The sequence below is a fragment of the Brucella rhizosphaerae genome, from assembly GCF_002252475.1.
Classification (GTDB): Bacteria; Pseudomonadota; Alphaproteobacteria; order Rhizobiales; family Rhizobiaceae; genus Brucella; species Brucella rhizosphaerae.
In genome coordinates this window covers 34,964-51,389 of record NZ_NNRK01000024.1, presented here as the reverse complement: position 1 = coordinate 51,389, position 16,426 = coordinate 34,964, and the positions used below count along the sequence as shown (strand labels likewise).

Here is a 16,426-nt window from a genome sequence, read left to right as displayed (position 1 = left end):
TTCATTTCCTTATGCCCCAAAAGGCCTGATGCATCATGAAGGCCTTTCTAGATATCCTGAGTTTCGGGCCGGACGGCTGGGGCCATGTGCTGATGATGGCCGCCCTGGTAAGCGTGTCGCTTGCCGTTCTCGGCTTTCTGCTTGGCGCAATCATCGGCGTGTTTGCAGCCTGGGCGAAGATTTCGGGCGGTCTTGCGCTGCGCGGCATTGCCGATGGTTACACGACAATCATCCGCGGCATTCCTGATCTGCTGGTGATCTATCTGTTTTATTTCGGTGGCAGTGCCGCCGTGACAGCGATAGGCCGCATGTTCGGAGCGCAAGGCTTTGTTGGCTTTCCGGCATTTCTTGCAGGTGTGCTGGCAATTGGCATTTCCTGCGGCGCGCATCATACGGAAGTGTTTCGCGGTGCATTCCGTGCCGTTTCCAAGGGCGAGCTTGAAGCAGCTTCAGCTTGCGGCATGGGGCAGGCGCTTAAGTTCCGCCGCATCATTGCTCCCTTGTCGCTGCGTCACGCGCTGCCGGGTCTGGGCAATGTCTGGCAGGTAGCGCTTAAGGAATCTGCACTGATCTCTGTCGTCGGCGTGGTTGATATTTTGCGCCAGTCACAGATTGGTGCCGGCTCGACGGGTTTGCCGTTCAACTTCTATCTCATTGCCGGTGCATTGTACCTGCTGATTTCATCGGTCTCAGGCACTATCCTGCAAAGAGCTGAACGCCACTTCTCGCGCGGCGTCAGGAGGGCAAAATGAACCTCGAATTTTACTCCGAAGCATTCATGCAGATGTTGAGTGGCGTGCCGCTCACCCTGAAGCTTGCCGCAAGCTCGATTGTGTTTGGCGCTATTCTGGCACTGCTTTTTGCCATGATGCGTTTGTCGGGTATCGCTGTTCTTGACTGGATTGCACGGCTCTATGTGTTCGTGTTTCGCGGCACGCCGCTTCTGGTACAGATTTTCATCATCTATTATGGCCTGAGCCAGTTTCCGGTCATCCGCTACTCGTTCCTGTGGCCGATCCTGCGGGAGCCATATTGGTGTGCGATCATTGCGCTGACCCTGAATAACGCGGCTTACGCCAGCGAAATCATCCGTGGTGGGCTTTTGTCGGTGCCAAGCGGCCAGATTGAAGCAGCAAAAGCCTGCGGCATGTCGCGCTTCACCAGCTTCCGCCGCATCGTCATGCCACTGGCAATTCGTCAGGCACTTCCCGGGTATGGCAATGAAATGATCTCCATGGTCAAGGCAACGTCGCTGGCCTCCATCATTACGCTGATGGAAGTGACAGGCATTGCCGCCAAGCTGATTGCGGAAAGCTATCGTGCGATTGAGGTGTTCGTCATTGCGGGCGCCATCTATCTCGCCATCAACTTCGTTCTGACGCGCGCACTGATGTTCGCGGAATACAAGCTGACGCCATATCTGCGCCAGCCTGTCGTCAAGATCACCACCGAAGGAAAAACATCGTGAGTAAAGTCGCCTCTCCCAATGCCCCGATGAAGACGAACGTGGCGCTGAAAGTAGAAAACCTGCGCAAGAGCTTCGGCGCCAATGAGGTGCTCAAAGGCATCTCGCTTGAAGCACGCGAAGGCGAGGTAATCTCGATCCTGGGTTCGTCAGGTTCCGGCAAATCGACCTTCCTGCGTTGCATCAATCTGCTGGAAATCCCGACATCGGGCACGGTAACTGTTTCTGGCGAGACTATTCGCATGGCGAAGAACTCAAAGGGCGAAGCCTATCCGACTGACAAGAAGCAAGTCTCGCGCATTCGATCCGAGCTTGGCATGGTGTTCCAGAGCTTCAATCTCTGGTCACACAAGACCATTCTCGAAAATATCATTGAAGCGCCAATTTACGTTCAGGGCCGTTCGCGCGCTGAATGTGTTGAAGAAGCGGAAGCGCTTCTGGCCAAGGTTGGCATCGCAGACAAGCGCGACTTCTATCCCGCCCATCTCTCCGGTGGTCAGCAGCAGCGTGCAGCCATCGCGCGTGCGCTCGCCATGAAGCCGAAAGTCATGCTCTTTGATGAGCCGACATCGGCGCTCGATCCGGAACTGGTTGGCGAAGTGTTGCGCGTTATGCGTGGTCTGGCTGAAGAAGGCCGAACCATGCTGGTCGTCACTCACGAAATGGGCTTTGCCCGCGATGTGTCCAATCGTGTGGTCTTTGTTCATCAGGGATTGGTCGAAGAAGATGGCGCCCCTGAAGACGTGTTCGGAAATTCAAAATCCGAGCGTTTCCGCAAGTTTATCAGCCACGAAAATGCAGCCTGATCATTTCAAACAACGCTGATCTATGCCACAAGGCGCGTCAGCAAATAACTGCGTAAGGTAATTCAAATGAAGACCATGGGATTGTTCAAAGCCCTGTTTGTTTCTGCGCTGGTTCTCACGACTGCTTCTGCTCACGCAGAAGAAAAGAAGTGGACCAAGATCACTATCGCAACGGAAGGCGCTTTCCGTCCGTATAACTTCACCAAGCCAGATGGCACGCTGGATGGTTATGAAGTTGATCTCTACAAGGATCTCTGCGCACGCATGAAGGTCGAGTGCACCATGGTTGCACAGCCATTCGACGGCATTATCCCGGCACTCAACGCGGGTAAATTCGATGCGATCATGGCCGGTCTGACTGCGACCCCAAAGCGCGAAGAAACCATCGACTTCACGGTTTCCTACGGCTTGACGCCACAGACCTTCGCAACGCTGAAGGATAGCCCGTTCGCCAAGCTGCCACACACTGGCGAAACGCTTTATCTTGCAAAGGATGAAGAAGCCAGCCAGAAGGCAATCGACGAAATCGCTGCCGAAATCAAGGGTCGTACAGTTGGCGTTCAGACCGCTTCGCTTGGTCTTTCCCTTCTTGACAAGTACTTCAAGGATTCTACAGAAATCCGCGAATACAAGACCACGGATCAGCATGACCTCGACCTCAAGTCGGGCCGCGTCGATCTGGTCGTTGCTTCGCTGGCTTATCTTAGCGATGCTGCCAAGAAGCCAGGCAATGAAGACCTCATCATGACCGGTCCTTACTTCAAGGGCGGCATTCTCGGTCGCGGTGTTGCAGTTGGTATCCGTAAGAACGAGCCTGAACTGCAGAAGATGTTCAATGAAGCGATCGAAGCTGCCAAGGCTGACGGTACGATCAAGAAGCTTTCCGAAAAGTGGTTCGGCTTTGACGTAACGCCGTAACCCGGATAGATTATTCCAGATTGAACGCCGCCCATTGGGCGGCGTTTTCTTTTTGAAGAATAAAATGCACCCAAGAAATTGGTTTTGTATGTTTTCTTCGTTGGCCTGAAAATAACTGGTATTTCACTCAGGTGTTTCCTTCAGGTATTTTGATGCAAAAAATTTGCTCTTCCTTTCTTCTGGCTTTTGCCAGTGTGTTTTCTATCGCTACTGCCGCAATCGCCTCGGAACTTCCGCGGCTTGCTATTGCGACAGAAGGCTATTTGCGGCCCTATAATTTGACGCGGCCAGACGGCACGCTGGATGGCTACGAGATTGAACTCGGAAATTATCTCTGTGCACACATGAAGGTGACATGTACCTTTGTCGCGCAACCCTTCGATGGGATGATAGCCGGTCTGAATGTGGGTAAATACGATGCGATCATGGCGGGGCTATCGGCCACGCCTGCACGTGAAAAAGTCATCGATTTTTCGACTTCATACAGTCTCACGCCGCAGGTGTTTGCGACTATGAAGGGCAGCCGTTACGATCCTTTGCCGCATACGGGGCAAAGCTTCTACCTGCCCCAGGATACATCAAACGCGAATGGAACGATCCGCGATATAGCACAGGCAATTAAAGGCGCGAAAGTTGGCGTTGTCATCGGCGCCATTAATGCGGCACTTGTCGATCAATACTTTAAAAGCGGCGTGCAGGTCGTGTCCTATAAGACCGCTGAAGAAGCGGTCATGGACCTGAAAGCGGGCCGGATAGATTTGATCGTGCATTCCCGGGCTTTTCTGAATGCTTCTGAGAATATGCCGGAATACAAAAGTCTCGTCATGACCGGCCCCTATTTCAAAGGCGGCATTCTTGGGCGGGGAGTGGGTGTCGGTATCCGAAAGAACGATCCGAAACTGCGGGAGAAATTCGATGATGCTATCGCCGCCGCAAAAACCGATGGCACCATTACAAGATTGTCCATGAAATGGTTTGGTTTTGATGTGACACCGTGACAGGCCGTTTTGGCTGTGCGAGGTCCAGAATCTTGTTCCCATCTCATTGGATACGGTAGCGCGATATGATGTCATGTCTTATTACTGGCATGACATGAAACCTGTTTACTGGCGCGCTCATGGCAGATCGCTCAATGACCAGAGGCAGTTGAAGAAAGATACGCCCTTATTGACTGACGATATCGCCCATACCGAGCTGATCGCTGTTTTGACTGCCGTTACTGGGGAGCAGCCACGCGTCATGACCGTGCGTCAGGGGCAGGCTTTGCCATCCGGTCCGTTCGAGACGGAGCATCGTTCGTTGCAAGCGGGGTTGCGGGCATGGGTGCAGGCCGAAACCGCACATCCTGTTGGTTATCTTGAGCAGCTTTATACATTTGCTGATCGTGACCGCCACAGGCAGGGCGAACGTACCATTTCGATCAGCTATCTTGGCCTTGTGCGCGAGGACGATGCGGCGGGTCAACAGGCGAGCTGGCGCGGCTGGTATGATTATCTGCCGTGGGAAGATCACCGTCAGGGTGTGCCGGAGGTTGTGGGTCATTTGAGCAATGGCCTGCGTGTCTGGTCACATCAGGCTGCATCCGCAGAGCTGACCGCGCAGCGCTTGCGGCGTATTGCATTTTCGTTCGGGCTGAACGGGGAGCGCTGGAATGAAGATCTTGTGCTTCAGCGCTATGAGTTGCTCTATGAAGCGGGTCTGGTGAGTGAGGCCGGGAAAGGCGATGAAGAAAACGGTCGCCATATGTTTGCCGATCATCGCCGAATTCTTGCAACAGCCATCGCGCGGTTGCGTGCGAAGATCAAATATCGCCCGGTCGTTTTTGAACTAATGCCTGACAGTTTCACGCTGTTGCAGTTACAGCGCACGGTCGAGGCCCTGGCTGGTCTGCGATTGCACAAACAGAATTTCCGCCGCCTTATCGAACAACAGGACCTCGTTGAGGAAACGGGTGATAGCGATAGTGAAACGGGCGGTCGCCCGGCAAAGCTCTTCCGGTTCCGCTATTCGATCGTTGAAGAACGCGCCCTTTCTGAACGCCATCTGGCTGGAACAAAGCTCCCAATTTCCCGTGATTGACAATATACTCGAATCGAGTATAACTGCACATCTATCAAATACTCATTTTGAGTATAAATAGGCTATTCCACTGAGGTGGAATTTTATGCGCTGCTCGGGAGGCCGCCATGAATGAATTCGTTTCCGTATCAAAGCTTTATGATCGTGTAGCGTCGGTGCTGCCCAAAGCCGAATGGATGGGTTTTGAAGACGATGTCGCGGCGATCCTCGAGCTCAAACGCAAGCGCAATGCAGTCATTCTTGCGCATAATTATCAGACCCCGGAAATCTTTCACTGTGTAGCGGATATCGTCGGCGACAGTCTCGCACTTGCCCGCAAGGCGATCGATGTTGAGGCCGATGTGATCGTACTCGCGGGCGTCCATTTCATGGCCGAAACGGCCAAGCTGCTGAACCCGAAAAAGACTGTGTTGATCCCTGATCTGGGCGCTGGATGCTCGCTTGCGGATTCAATCACGCCGCGAGATGTGGCGCTTCTGCGTGAGGCGCATCCGGGTGTGCCGATCATTACCTATGTGAATACTTCCGCTGCGGTTAAGGCTGCATCCGATATCTGCTGCACATCCGGCAACGCGAAGAAGGTGGTCGAGTCGCTCGGCGTGCCGCGCGTGCTGATGATCCCAGACGAATATCTCGCGCAGAACATCGCGCGTGAGACCCATGTGGAAATCCTCGCCTGGCACGGCCATTGCGAAGTGCATGAGCGTTTCACACCTGACGATATTCGCGAATTGCGTGAAAGCCATCCCGGTGTGATGGTGCTGGCGCATCCGGAATGCCCGCCGGAAGTGGTGGAAGCAGCAGATTTTGCCGGATCAACGGCTGTCATGTCGGACTTTGTCGGCGAGAAGAAGCCACAACGGGTGGTTCTGCTAACTGAATGTTCGATGAGCGATAATGTTGCCGTTGATCATCCTGAGGTCGAGTTCATCCGGCCCTGCAATCTGTGTCCGCATATGAAGCGTATCACGCTTGCCAATATTCGCGATGCACTGGAAAATAACCGGCATGAAGTAACGGTTGACCCGGCGATTGCCGGGCCTGCGCGGCGTGCCGTCGAACGGATGCTTGCGGTATGAGCGCCGCTCCAGTCATCGTTATCGGCAGTGGCCTTGCCGGGCTGATGACAGCACTGACCATTGCGCCGCAGCCGGTAATGCTGGTGACAGCGGGGACCTTTGGGTGCGATGGCTCAAGCACTCTTGCGCAGGGCGGTATCGCGGCAAGCCTTGGTGAGGACGATCGCCCCGCATTCCATCTGGCGGATACATTGGCCGCCGGCGACGGTCTTTGCGAGGCAAGTGTTGCAGCAGACATAATTGAAGCCGCTGCAGAAACGATTGCGGTTCTCGAAAATTACGGTGTTTATTTCGACAAAAGGCCGGACGGGTCATATGCGCTCGGTCTTGAGGCAGCGCACAGCCGCCACCGCATTGCCCATGTCGATGGTGATGCGACGGGAGCGGGCATCATGCGCGTTCTCGCTGCCAAAGTACGGACGACCCCATCTATAACCGTTAAAGAAAACACCCGTGCGCTGCGTCTTATCAAACAAGACGGTCGCGTTGCGGGCGTTGATCTGGAAGGTGTTGGACCAGTTGCGGCTTTTGCTGTGGTGCTCGCAACAGGTGGTGTGGGCGGCCTCTATGAAGCAACCACCACCCCGCTTGGTAATCTCGGTCAGGGGGCAGCACTTGCCGGGCGCGCCGGAGCTGTGCTTGCGGATATGGAATTTGTGCAGTTTCATCCGACGGCTCTGGCGGTGTCGGCATCGCGCTTGCCTTTGATCAGCGAGGCTGTGCGGGGTGAAGGTGCGATACTTGTCAATGATCGCAGCGAGCGCTTTATGCGCGATATTCCGGGGCAGGAATTGGCTGCACGCGATGTTGTTGCACGGGCGATTGGTCGGGAACTTGCGCAAGGCCGCAAAGTTTTTCTTGATGCACGCTCGTCTCTTGGCGCTGGTTTTGCAACGCGGTTTCCCGGCATCGATGCCCTTTGCAAGCAATATGGTATTAATCCGGCTTGTGATCTGATGCCTGTGCGCCCTGCCACCCACTATCATATGGGTGGGGTGGCAACCGATGGTGCCGGGCGCACCAGCTTACCGGGGCTTTGGGCAGTTGGAGAAGCGGCCTGCACGGGGTTACATGGTGCGAACCGCCTGGCGAGCAACTCACTTCTGGAAGCGGCGGTCATGGGACTTCGTGCCGGGCACGCGATTGCATGTGCACCGCACGCCGTCGCTCTGCCAGTTGCACCCGTTGCCGCATCTTCATCGTCCAGTCTGCCTTATGTGAGATCGATTGCTTCCCGGCATCTGGGTCTTTTGCGCGACGAGGATGGCTTACGTGCGGCGATAGCAGCGCTTCTGCCGCTCGCTCAGACGGATGATGCAGCTGTAGTGGCACTTGTCATGAGTGTTGCAGCATTTGAGCGGCACGAGTCTCGCGGCAGTCATGCCCGAACAGATTATCCGGGGAAATCTGCTGCGGCCGAGCGCAGTTTTTACACTTTTGAAAATGCATTCGCATTGGCGCGCGAAATTGCTCTTCCTGAACCTTTATCGAGGACTGCATGATGGATCTGCCTCGTCTTTCGCCTTTGCTCATTGAACCGCTGGTGCGTGCTACACTCCTTGAGGATCTGGGTCTTGCAGGTGATATCACCAGCAATGCTGTTGTACCTTCGGACCATCGTTCAACGATGGCTTTTTGTCTTCGTCAGCCGGGTGCTATTGCAGGACTGGACGTCGCTGAAATGGCATTTCGGCTTGTCGATCCTTCGGTGGTCTTTGAGCGAATGGTCAGTGACGGAGACGTTTTGCAGGAGGGCACAACGATTGCTCGGGTATCCGGCCTGTCACGCAGCATCCTTGCTGCCGAACGTACCGCGCTTAATTTTCTCGGCCATATGTCTGGTGTTGCTACCGCAACGGCTAATCTGGTCAGGGCCGTTCAAGGCACGAAGGCCGCTATTGTTTGTACGCGAAAAACCATACCGGGACTGCGAGCCCTGCAAAAATATGCGGTGCGGGCAGGTGGGGGCATGAACCATCGGTTTGCGCTTTATGATGCCGTGCTCATCAAAGACAATCATATCGCGGTTGCAGGCGGTGTTGGTGAGGCTATCCAGCGTGCCAAGGCGAATGCCGGACATATGGTGAAGATAGAAGTTGAGGTCGATACGCTCAAACAATTGCATGAAGCAATGGCGATTGGTGTTGATGCGGTGTTGCTTGATAATATGTCGCCTGCGCAACTGCATGAAGCCGTGAAAATAATCGACGGTCGTGCAATCGCCGAAGCCTCCGGCGGCATTACCCCAGAAAAGGTGGCTGCTGTCGCCGAAAGCGGTGTCGACCTTATCTCCGTTGGCTGGACGACACACAGCGCCCCCAACCTCGATATTGGTCTGGACTTCAGTTTTGCCTGATAGGCTCAAGCCTATTCACTAAGGTGATGGGCAAAGGTATCGCCAGTATAATCCGATCGAAGCAACCCTGCTTCGCTCAGCCTTGGCATCAGTTCGTCAAGCGCCATATGCATCGATGATGTCGAACCGCCGGGCGCAGTGATGAAGCCGTCAATGGCTCCAGCTTCCGACCATTGGCGAATTTCAGCAACGGCATCATCGACTGTGCCTATAATCTGCCAATGGGCCGCGCTGATAACCTCTGGGCGACGCAACAAATCTTCAAGACGGAGCGTCTCTCTTTGCAGAAGGCGCTGCAACAATCCGGCATGGGTTTTGCTGCGCACTTTTTCCGGCGGCGGCGGAAGATCGGATGGGCGGATCAATCGGTCCTCGGGCCAGTCTGTCAGATCAAGGCCGGTCATATCGCGAATATAGGCGATCTTGCGGGAGTGGTCGCCGCGCGCATGGGTATAGGAAAACAGCTCTTCAGCTTCCTTGCGTGTTGGCGCAAGATAAAGACTCAAGCCCGGAAGCAGGCGAACATCATCCGCGTCGCGGCCATGGGATTGTGCGAGCGTTCGCAGATCATTGCGCAGATTAATGGCCACATCGATATCGGGTGTCGCAGAAAAGATTGCATCCGCAACAGAGGCCGCAAAACTGCGACCGGCTGGCGAGGCGCCAGCCTGCACAAGCGGGATTGGCACATTCTCAAGCGAAGGAATGTTGAGTGGTCCTTTGACCTTGAAAAAACTACCTTCATGATTGATCGGCTGAATGCCCGCTGTGTCGGCATAGCGTCCGCTGTCCCGATCGCGCTTGAGGGCGGAGCCGGGAAAGCTTTCCCATAATGCGCGCACGACTTCAGTAAACTCGGCTGCTTTCGCATAGCGTTCATCTGATGTCGGCATTTCATCGAGGCCGAAATTCACATTGCCATCAAGCGCTGTCACGATGTTCCAGCCAGCCCGGCCATTGCTCAGATGGTGCAGTGACAGGACTTGTCGTGCGACGGTATAAGGCGGCATGAAAGTCGTCGAAATGGTGGTGAGCAAACCAATTTTTGATGTTTCACGAGCCAGCGTCGCCATCAGCAAAGTTGCATCGAGACTGGCAAAGCCCGGTGTTGTCTCCATGATGGGGCTGTTGAGAAACAGGCTGTCGGGGCGGAATACGAAATCGAGTTTGGCTGCTTCCGCACGTCTGGCGATATCGAGATAAAAGTCTGATCCGAATGCGCCTTCGATGTCGCTGTTTGCGTGGCGCCAGCCATCACCGCTAAGCCAGGTGGGAGCGAGAGACATACCGATATGGAGCGTTTTGCGAGGAGCCATGATCACTTCCGGTTCAGGTTTTAAGCCAAAAACCGCGAGCCGAAAGCCCGCGGTTGTTTTGTTCGATTTTGAGCACGTCCCGAAAAATGAGAAACGATTTCCGGGGTGTGCATAGAGAGTAAGCGATCAGACGCTACCCTTGATGCCAATGCCGAATGTGCGTGGCATGGTCATGCTGGCCTGGGTGGTTGCCCCACTGATACCGCGAGTTGCCTGCAAAGAGGTTGGTGCACGTTCATTGAAGATATTCTTCACAAAGCCATAGAGCTGGAATTTTTCAGTGAAATCGTAGCTCATCCGGGCATCGGCAATTGTATAGGCGCCGACCCAATATGCCTTCGTGTTCGCAACGTCTGAATAGTAGCCGTCTGTGTGGCGAACATTACCCGAGACGTTGAATTTTTCGGTTACGTCCCAGCTTGCGCCGAAGCCCAGCATATAACCAGGAGATTTCGCGAATTCGTTGTCTTCATATGAAGCGTTGCTTGAAATCTCATCAATCTTGGTGCGCAGAATACCCGCACTCGATTTGAGCGTCAGATTGTCAAGAATACGATAGTCAGCACCGATTTCGAGACCGTAAGCGTGGGCCTTCTCGGCATTGATGGTGTAGGACTGGACGATGTTATTCGGCAGGACAACGGGAATGTTATACTGCGCATTTTTCATGTCCATGTAGAACAGGTTGGCGTTCAGAACCAGCTTGTTATCCAGCACTTCAGCGCGCGTGAACAGCTCATAATTCCACAGAGTTTCCTCATCAAACTTATTCCACTTGCTCGATGCAGGATTGGTCGTGTTCAGGTAGAGTGAGACGCCGCCCGGATTATATCCGCGGCTTACAAGACCCCCGACGGTCAGGTCAGGCGTGATAGCATATGCCAGCGAAACTTTCGGCAAGAATGCAGAGAAAGTCTCGTCAAAGTTGACGGGCTCATACGAATAGACGGAAACACCATCACGCTGAATATTATCCTGCTGATAACGCATACCACCGGTGAGTGTCCACTGATCGTTCATGCGCCAGCTCAACTCACCAAACAAACCGAGATTTGTCTTCTTGTCGTCAAACGTTGAGAGATAATTGTTCGCGGTTTTGTTGCTGGCGTTCAGCAAATACAGTTCTTCGTCCGTTTTTGTATGCGCGTAATAGATGCCTGCTACGCCACTGATAACATCTTCCTGATCGCCATAGGTGACACGTGCTTCATTTGAAATATTGGTTTGATCGATATTGGCATCGCCACCGTTCACCATCCCCGTCGTGCGTTCGACACTGGAATCGGAGAACTGCGTCTGGTTGAAGAGCTTGAATCCATTATCGAAATCATAGCTGACGTCCAGAACGCCCGTATTGGTTCGTTGATCCCATGTCGGCATACTCTGACCGTTGTAGTCCAACTCGTAGTAAAGAGGTGTTGCTGCCTCATATGTCGGGCGATTGCTCTTGTTGAAAGAGTAGGTCAGCTTGGCCTCAAGGCCAGGGAGTTCGGCAGGCTGCCACAAAAGTTTCGACCGAATGTTCAGTGACTGGAAGTCGTGATCGGTACCCGATGAGTAGAAGCCAGGATTGATATAGTCGATGAAAGTATCGCGACCCGAATAGTCGATAGCAAGGCGTCCCGCGACCTCATCCTTGTAGAGCGGAGTATTGAGCATGATCGAAGTGCGCTTGGCATTGTAATTGCCAATCTCGACCTGATATGCGCCTTCCTGTTCGAATTTTGGGTCTTTGGTGTTGACCACAATTGCACCGGCAATAGCATTCGCGCCCTGCGACGTGGTTTGAGGGCCACGGAAAACTTCGATGCTGTCGACATCCCAGATTGGCGCGGAACCAAAAACGAACTCGTTATAGTTCAGGTAATGACCGTCGAGGCTGATCGTGGCGCGCGGAACTGTTCCGGAGAAGAAGGCTGTCGCACCGCTGTTTGGTCCCTGGCTGTCCTGGCCGCGAATGACCGGTGCGCCAACTGTGTCGGAATAGACGACATTGGGCGTACCGCGAACCACTTCTGCCACCGAAGAATCGCCGGTCTTTTCCCTGTCGATTTCCTTGGCGGTAATCACAGTAACCGATGAGGCGGTATTCTTGATGTCACGAGCGACTTTCTCGCCGGTAATGACCAGTGTATCGAGCACCAGGGTTTTGGATTCGGTTGACGTCTGAGCATCTTGCGCACGAGCAGGCGATCCAGCAAGTGCGACAAGCGTCAACGCGCTGACACTATAGAAAAAGCCACGGGTAGAACGGATATTCATAGGACGCCCCAAACATGAGTGTGTAAGTCATGTTCTGTTATTCCTATGATTATGATTCCGCAATAAGGAATGCATACCGCAATACAGTATGAGTGCAAGCTGACTGGTGATGTTGCACATTGGCAACGCATTGCCCCATCGGCGCGGGTGAAGCACAGACTTTTGAAGCGAGATCATGGAAATAGGTTTCATGTCAGGCATGACTTTATGTGATCTTGACGCTACACATCGCTCAAAGCGCAAAAAAATGACCGAATGGTATTGATGATCTGGGACTGTTCGGGTGGGAGGCGGAGCATTTGAAAGAACAGGATGAATTTCCGGCTGATGAGGCAGAGACTGCGGGAGATAAACGCTCCGGCACGATCCAGTCGGTATCGATTGCGGCGCGGTTTCTGAAAATTCTGGCCAATGCCGAGAATGAACTCGCTTTGGGAGAAGTCGCAAAGCGTGCAGGTACAGGCGGATCGACAGCGCATCGCTATATGCAAAGTCTCGTAAAGGAAGGGCTCGCAAAGCAGGATCCGGTCAGCGGATTTTACGATCTCGGACCAACTGCGCTCAGCATCGGAATCGGAGCGCTCAAGCGGGTCGATGCGGTGGAAATTGCAGCGCAGCATATGAAAGCATTGGCGCAGCGCCATGCAATGAGCGGTGGTGTGGCGATCTGGACGGATCGGGGACCGACGCTGGTGCGCTGGTATCGCAGTGCCTATTTTTCGGTTAACCCGTTGGCGCTTGGCGATACGTTGCCGGTGGACAACACGGCTTGCGGTCTGGTCTTTCAGTCTTTCCTGCCCAAGAGCAGTATTGATGCGGTCCGCAAGGTGCAGCCAGCAAATTTTCGCGGCACACCACCCACAAAAGCTGTTCTGGATAAAGTGCGCGGCGATCGCTGGTCGGAGATGACCAGCCATCTTTTGTCGAACGTTACCGGGCAGGCTTCACCTGTGCTGGATGCGCAGGGCGAAATCGTTTGCGTCATGACGACAGTTGCCGATCTTGGCCAGCTGCGCACCGATGAGGAGCGCAGGGCGCTTTTTCATGAAGCTTGCATTGTCAATCAATCCACGGGTGGGCTGATTGTCGATACAAAGCTCGAAATGCCTGAAAGCTAAGTTGTTCTAGACGCCTTCGGCAATCTGCTGCGCAGCGCTGCTCTTCGGAACAATGAGTGGCGTACCGGAAACCGGGTCGGGGATGATGATCGAGGTAAGACCAAATACCTCTTCGACCAGCTTTTCCGTGACAATATCGGACGGCTTGCCTTGCGCGATCAAAGCGCCTTCGCGCATTGCGATCAGATGTGAGGCATAGCGGCAGGCATGATTGAGTTCATGCAGAACGGCGACGACAGTACGCCCCTGCTTGTTAAGCTGTGCCAGAAGATCAAGCAACTCGATCTGATGCGCGATATCGAGATAGGTTGTCGGCTCATCAAGGAGCAGTATCGGCGTATCTTGTGCCAGAACCAAAGCGATCCAGACGCGCTGGCGCTGGCCGCCCGAGAGTTCATCCACGGGCCGGTCAGCAAGTTCGGTGATCCGGGTTGCTTCCATGGCCCGTGCCACGGCGATCTCATCCGCTTCCGACCATTGCCGCAAAAAGGATTGATGCGGATAACGACCGCGCGCAACCAGATCGGCTACCGTGATCCCTTCGGGTGCGATCGAGCTTTGCGGCAATAAGCCGAGCCGGCGCGCTGTTTCCTTCGCGGGCAGGCTTGCGATATCGCCACCATCGAGAATGATCTTTCCGGACGTTGGTTTCAACAGACGCGACAAAGCCCGGAGGAGTGTCGATTTTCCACACGCATTCGGCCCGACAATGACCGTGAAGGATGCATCCGGAATAGCCACGGACAAATCCGTTGCGACTGTTCTTTCATCATATTTCAGCGTCACGGTATCAGCGTGAAGGCGATGCATCATTGCTTTGGCCTCAGTGGAAAATGAGTCGACGAGCCGGTTTCTGTCGGCAATAGTCTGTGTAGTCGCGTGGTGTCGCGTATTGCTCCTCGTATTGCATTGTAGAATGCGTTCTGCAATATGGAGCGGAACATTCATGTTTTAGCAGAGCGGTTTTATCTTGTCAGAACCGCATAACATCGATCTCATGTAAGGGTCGGCCGTGAAATCCTGGAAAATCATCGTTTCACTCCTGATTATGCTTGCGGCCTTTGCGCTGCCTTTTAAAGCTGCGCTGGCACAGGATGGTCTATGGCCGCGCACGATCAGGCACTATTCCGGCGAGCTGACGTTAAAGTCAAAGCCTTTGCGCATTGTTTCAACCGCTCCGAGTCTCACAGGAATTCTGCTTGCAATCAATGCGCCGGTTATTGCAAGCACGGCGACCACGCCCAGCATTCTGACTGACGATAAGGGCTTTTTCTCGCAATGGGCAAAGGTCGCGGATGAGCGCGGTGTCGAAATCCTCTATTCCAATCTCGATTTCGATATTGAAGCGATCATTGCACTTGAACCCGATCTTGTTGTGGCATCTGCAACGGGTGCCGACAGTGTTCTCCAGCATTATCCCGAACTGGAAGCACAGGGCATTCCAACGATGGTCGTCAATTATTCCAACCAGAGCTGGCAGGATATTGCAGCCGAATTTGGGAAGGCAACCGGCCTTGAAGATGAGGTTGTGGCAGCGGTTGCGCGCTTTGACGATTATGCAGCCAAAGCTGCCGCCACCATCACGCGCTCTGAGGCACCCGTGAGCATTGTCGGTTACAATATCGGTAGCAGTTATTCGATTGGCAAAGCAACAAGTGCTCAGGGGCAGCTGCTTGAGGCGCTTGGTTTTAAGGTCGAAGGCTTGCCTGAAGCGCTGGCCAAACAGGTGACACGCAGTTCTGACTTCGATTTTATCTCACATGAGAATCTGTCTGCTGCGATCACTGGCAGAAGCGTGTTTTTAATGCGCGGGATGGATGCTGACGTAACGGCTTTTCTGAACGATCCGGTTCTGGCCAATCTGCCTGCCGTTAAAGATAAGCAGGTCTACCCATTGGGTGCCACGTCTTTTCGGATCGACTATTATTCCGGAATTCAGCTGATTGATATCGTCGCCGCACATTTTCGTAAATGACACCTGTTCTGACATCGCTTTCGGATAGAAGCCGGGCTTCGCGCGTCTCTCTGCGCCAGCGGCGGATGTGGGGTCTTGGTGCAGGTATATTTGTGCTTGGAATTGCGGTTCTTGCCAGTCTTGCACTTGGCTCCCGATCCATACCTCTTGGCGATACATTGCAAGCTTTGTGGTCGCCCGATCTTCAAAACGATCAGCATCTGATCATTCGCGAGCTTCGGATTCCACGCACAATCGTTGCAATCCTCGCGGGCCTTGCTCTGGGCGTAGCGGGTGCCGTAATGCAGGCGGTTACGCGCAACCCATTGGCAGAGCCGGGACTGCTCGGCATCAATGCTGGTGCGGCGGTCGCCGTCATTCTTGGCATCGTTGCATTCAATCTCACAACAATGGCGCAATATGTTTGGTTTGCGTTTCTGGGGGCCGGGCTTGCAGGCGTTGCTGTGTTTATTCTCGGGCGAAGCAGCGGTGTTGGGACAAATCCGGTGCGGCTTGTTCTTGCGGGTGCGGGCGTGTCCGTGGTGCTTGCATCTGTCACCGGGATCATCATTATCAATGCGCCTTTGGCGGTCTTCGATCAGTTTCGCCACTGGTCTGCCGGTTCGGTCGAAGGCAGGGGGTATGATGTTATTGCCGTATTGGCTGTTTCCGTTGTTGCTGGATTGATCATTGCCTTTTCCATATCAGGCAAACTGAATGCTATTGCTTTGGGCAAGGAGCTGGGAGCAGCACTCGGGGTCAATGTCTATGCAACATGGTTGTTGTCCTGCCTGACTGTGATGCTTTTGGCAGGCGCTGCCACCGCCGGGGCTGGGCCGATAGGCTTTGTCGGCCTCGTAGCGCCGCATCTCGCACGTGCAGTCGTTGGGCCAAATTACCGCTGGATTTTGCCTTATTCTGCATTGTTCGCAGCCATTCTGCTGCTGGGTGCAGATATCATCGGTCGGATGATTGCGGCCCCTTCGGAAGTGGCGGCAGGTATCGTCTCAATGCTGATCGGCGGTCCGTTCTTTATTTTCGTTGTACGTAGATTCCGGTTGTCCAAGCTATGA

Annotated in this window: 15 protein-coding genes; 12 read left to right on the top strand and 3 right to left on the bottom strand. The window is 54.0% G+C overall.

From position 1 onward, the window contains the following. Positions 1 to 35 precede the first annotated feature (35 nt). From CEV32_RS07450 to nadC, 9 genes are all read left to right on the top strand, one after another. Positions 36 to 752 (top strand): ABC transporter permease, encoded by a 717-nt coding sequence (locus tag CEV32_RS07450; RefSeq protein WP_094575760.1) that lies wholly within the window; start codon positions 36 to 38, stop codon positions 750 to 752. After that, on the top strand, positions 749 to 1,468 hold the full coding sequence (locus CEV32_RS07445) for an ABC transporter permease (RefSeq protein WP_094575758.1): 720 nt from the start codon (positions 749 to 751) through the stop codon (positions 1,466 to 1,468). Before CEV32_RS07450 ends, CEV32_RS07445 begins: the two co-directional genes overlap by 4 nt. Beyond that, positions 1,465 to 2,271, top strand: coding sequence for an ABC transporter ATP-binding protein (locus CEV32_RS07440; RefSeq protein WP_094575756.1), 807 nt, complete (start codon positions 1,465 to 1,467; stop codon positions 2,269 to 2,271). Before CEV32_RS07445 ends, CEV32_RS07440 begins: the two co-directional genes overlap by 4 nt. A gap of 66 nt (positions 2,272 to 2,337) precedes the next feature. Further along, complete coding sequence (locus CEV32_RS07435; protein WP_094575754.1) at positions 2,338 to 3,189, top strand: transporter substrate-binding domain-containing protein; 852 nt, start codon at positions 2,338 to 2,340, stop codon at positions 3,187 to 3,189. A gap of 152 nt (positions 3,190 to 3,341) precedes the next feature. Beyond that, positions 3,342 to 4,187, top strand: coding sequence for a transporter substrate-binding domain-containing protein (locus tag CEV32_RS07430; RefSeq protein WP_235818760.1), 846 nt, complete (start codon positions 3,342 to 3,344; stop codon positions 4,185 to 4,187). A 169-nt stretch (positions 4,188 to 4,356) separates the two neighbouring features. Then, on the top strand, positions 4,357 to 5,268 hold the full coding sequence (locus CEV32_RS07425; protein ID WP_094575812.1) for an NUDIX hydrolase: 912 nt from the start codon (positions 4,357 to 4,359) through the stop codon (positions 5,266 to 5,268). Positions 5,269 to 5,375: 107 nt separating this feature from the next. Further along, positions 5,376 to 6,347 (top strand): quinolinate synthase NadA, encoded by a 972-nt coding sequence (gene nadA / locus CEV32_RS07420; RefSeq protein WP_167382762.1) that lies wholly within the window; start codon positions 5,376 to 5,378, stop codon positions 6,345 to 6,347. Then, complete coding sequence (locus tag CEV32_RS07415; RefSeq protein ID WP_094575750.1) at positions 6,344 to 7,849, top strand: L-aspartate oxidase; 1,506 nt, start codon at positions 6,344 to 6,346, stop codon at positions 7,847 to 7,849. The genes nadA and CEV32_RS07415 overlap by 4 nt, the downstream gene beginning before the upstream one ends. Further along, positions 7,849 to 8,703, top strand: coding sequence for a carboxylating nicotinate-nucleotide diphosphorylase (gene nadC / locus CEV32_RS07410; protein ID WP_094575810.1), 855 nt, complete (start codon positions 7,849 to 7,851; stop codon positions 8,701 to 8,703). Before CEV32_RS07415 ends, nadC begins: the two co-directional genes overlap by 1 nt. Before the next feature lie 11 nt (positions 8,704 to 8,714). On the opposite strand, the gene CEV32_RS07405 is transcribed toward nadC, so the two are convergent. Together CEV32_RS07405 and CEV32_RS07400 are read right to left on the bottom strand one after the other, a co-directional pair. Then, entirely contained in the window at positions 8,715 to 10,019 is a 1,305-nt protein-coding gene (locus tag CEV32_RS07405; RefSeq protein ID WP_094575748.1) for an NtaA/DmoA family FMN-dependent monooxygenase, read from the bottom strand. Between the two features lie 126 nt (positions 10,020 to 10,145). Continuing rightward, the gene (locus CEV32_RS07400) at positions 10,146 to 12,281 is read right to left on the bottom strand and encodes a TonB-dependent receptor (protein WP_094575746.1); all 2,136 of its coding nucleotides are present in this window, start codon (positions 12,279 to 12,281) and stop codon (positions 10,146 to 10,148) included. A gap of 299 nt (positions 12,282 to 12,580) precedes the next feature. On the opposite strand from CEV32_RS07400, the gene CEV32_RS07395 reads away from it, so the two are divergent. Further along, a complete protein-coding gene (locus CEV32_RS07395) occupies positions 12,581 to 13,399 on the top strand; it encodes an IclR family transcriptional regulator (RefSeq protein ID WP_094575744.1) in 819 nt (272 codons plus the stop codon). 6 nt (positions 13,400 to 13,405) lie between these two features. On the opposite strand, the gene CEV32_RS07390 is transcribed toward CEV32_RS07395, so the two are convergent. Next, positions 13,406 to 14,212 carry an ABC transporter ATP-binding protein gene (locus CEV32_RS07390; RefSeq protein ID WP_094575742.1) on the bottom strand — a complete coding sequence of 269 codons (807 nt, stop codon included), beginning with the start codon at positions 14,210 to 14,212 and terminating at the stop codon, positions 13,406 to 13,408. A 199-nt stretch (positions 14,213 to 14,411) separates the two neighbouring features. Here CEV32_RS07390 and fepB point away from each other — a divergent pair, with 199 nt between their 5' ends. Together fepB and CEV32_RS07380 are read left to right on the top strand one after the other, a co-directional pair. Further along, positions 14,412 to 15,374 carry a Fe2+-enterobactin ABC transporter substrate-binding protein gene (fepB, locus tag CEV32_RS07385; RefSeq protein ID WP_235818759.1) on the top strand — a complete coding sequence of 321 codons (963 nt, stop codon included), beginning with the start codon at positions 14,412 to 14,414 and terminating at the stop codon, positions 15,372 to 15,374. A 65-nt stretch (positions 15,375 to 15,439) separates the two neighbouring features. Further along, entirely contained in the window at positions 15,440 to 16,426 is a 987-nt protein-coding gene (locus CEV32_RS07380) for a FecCD family ABC transporter permease (RefSeq protein WP_208620818.1), read from the top strand.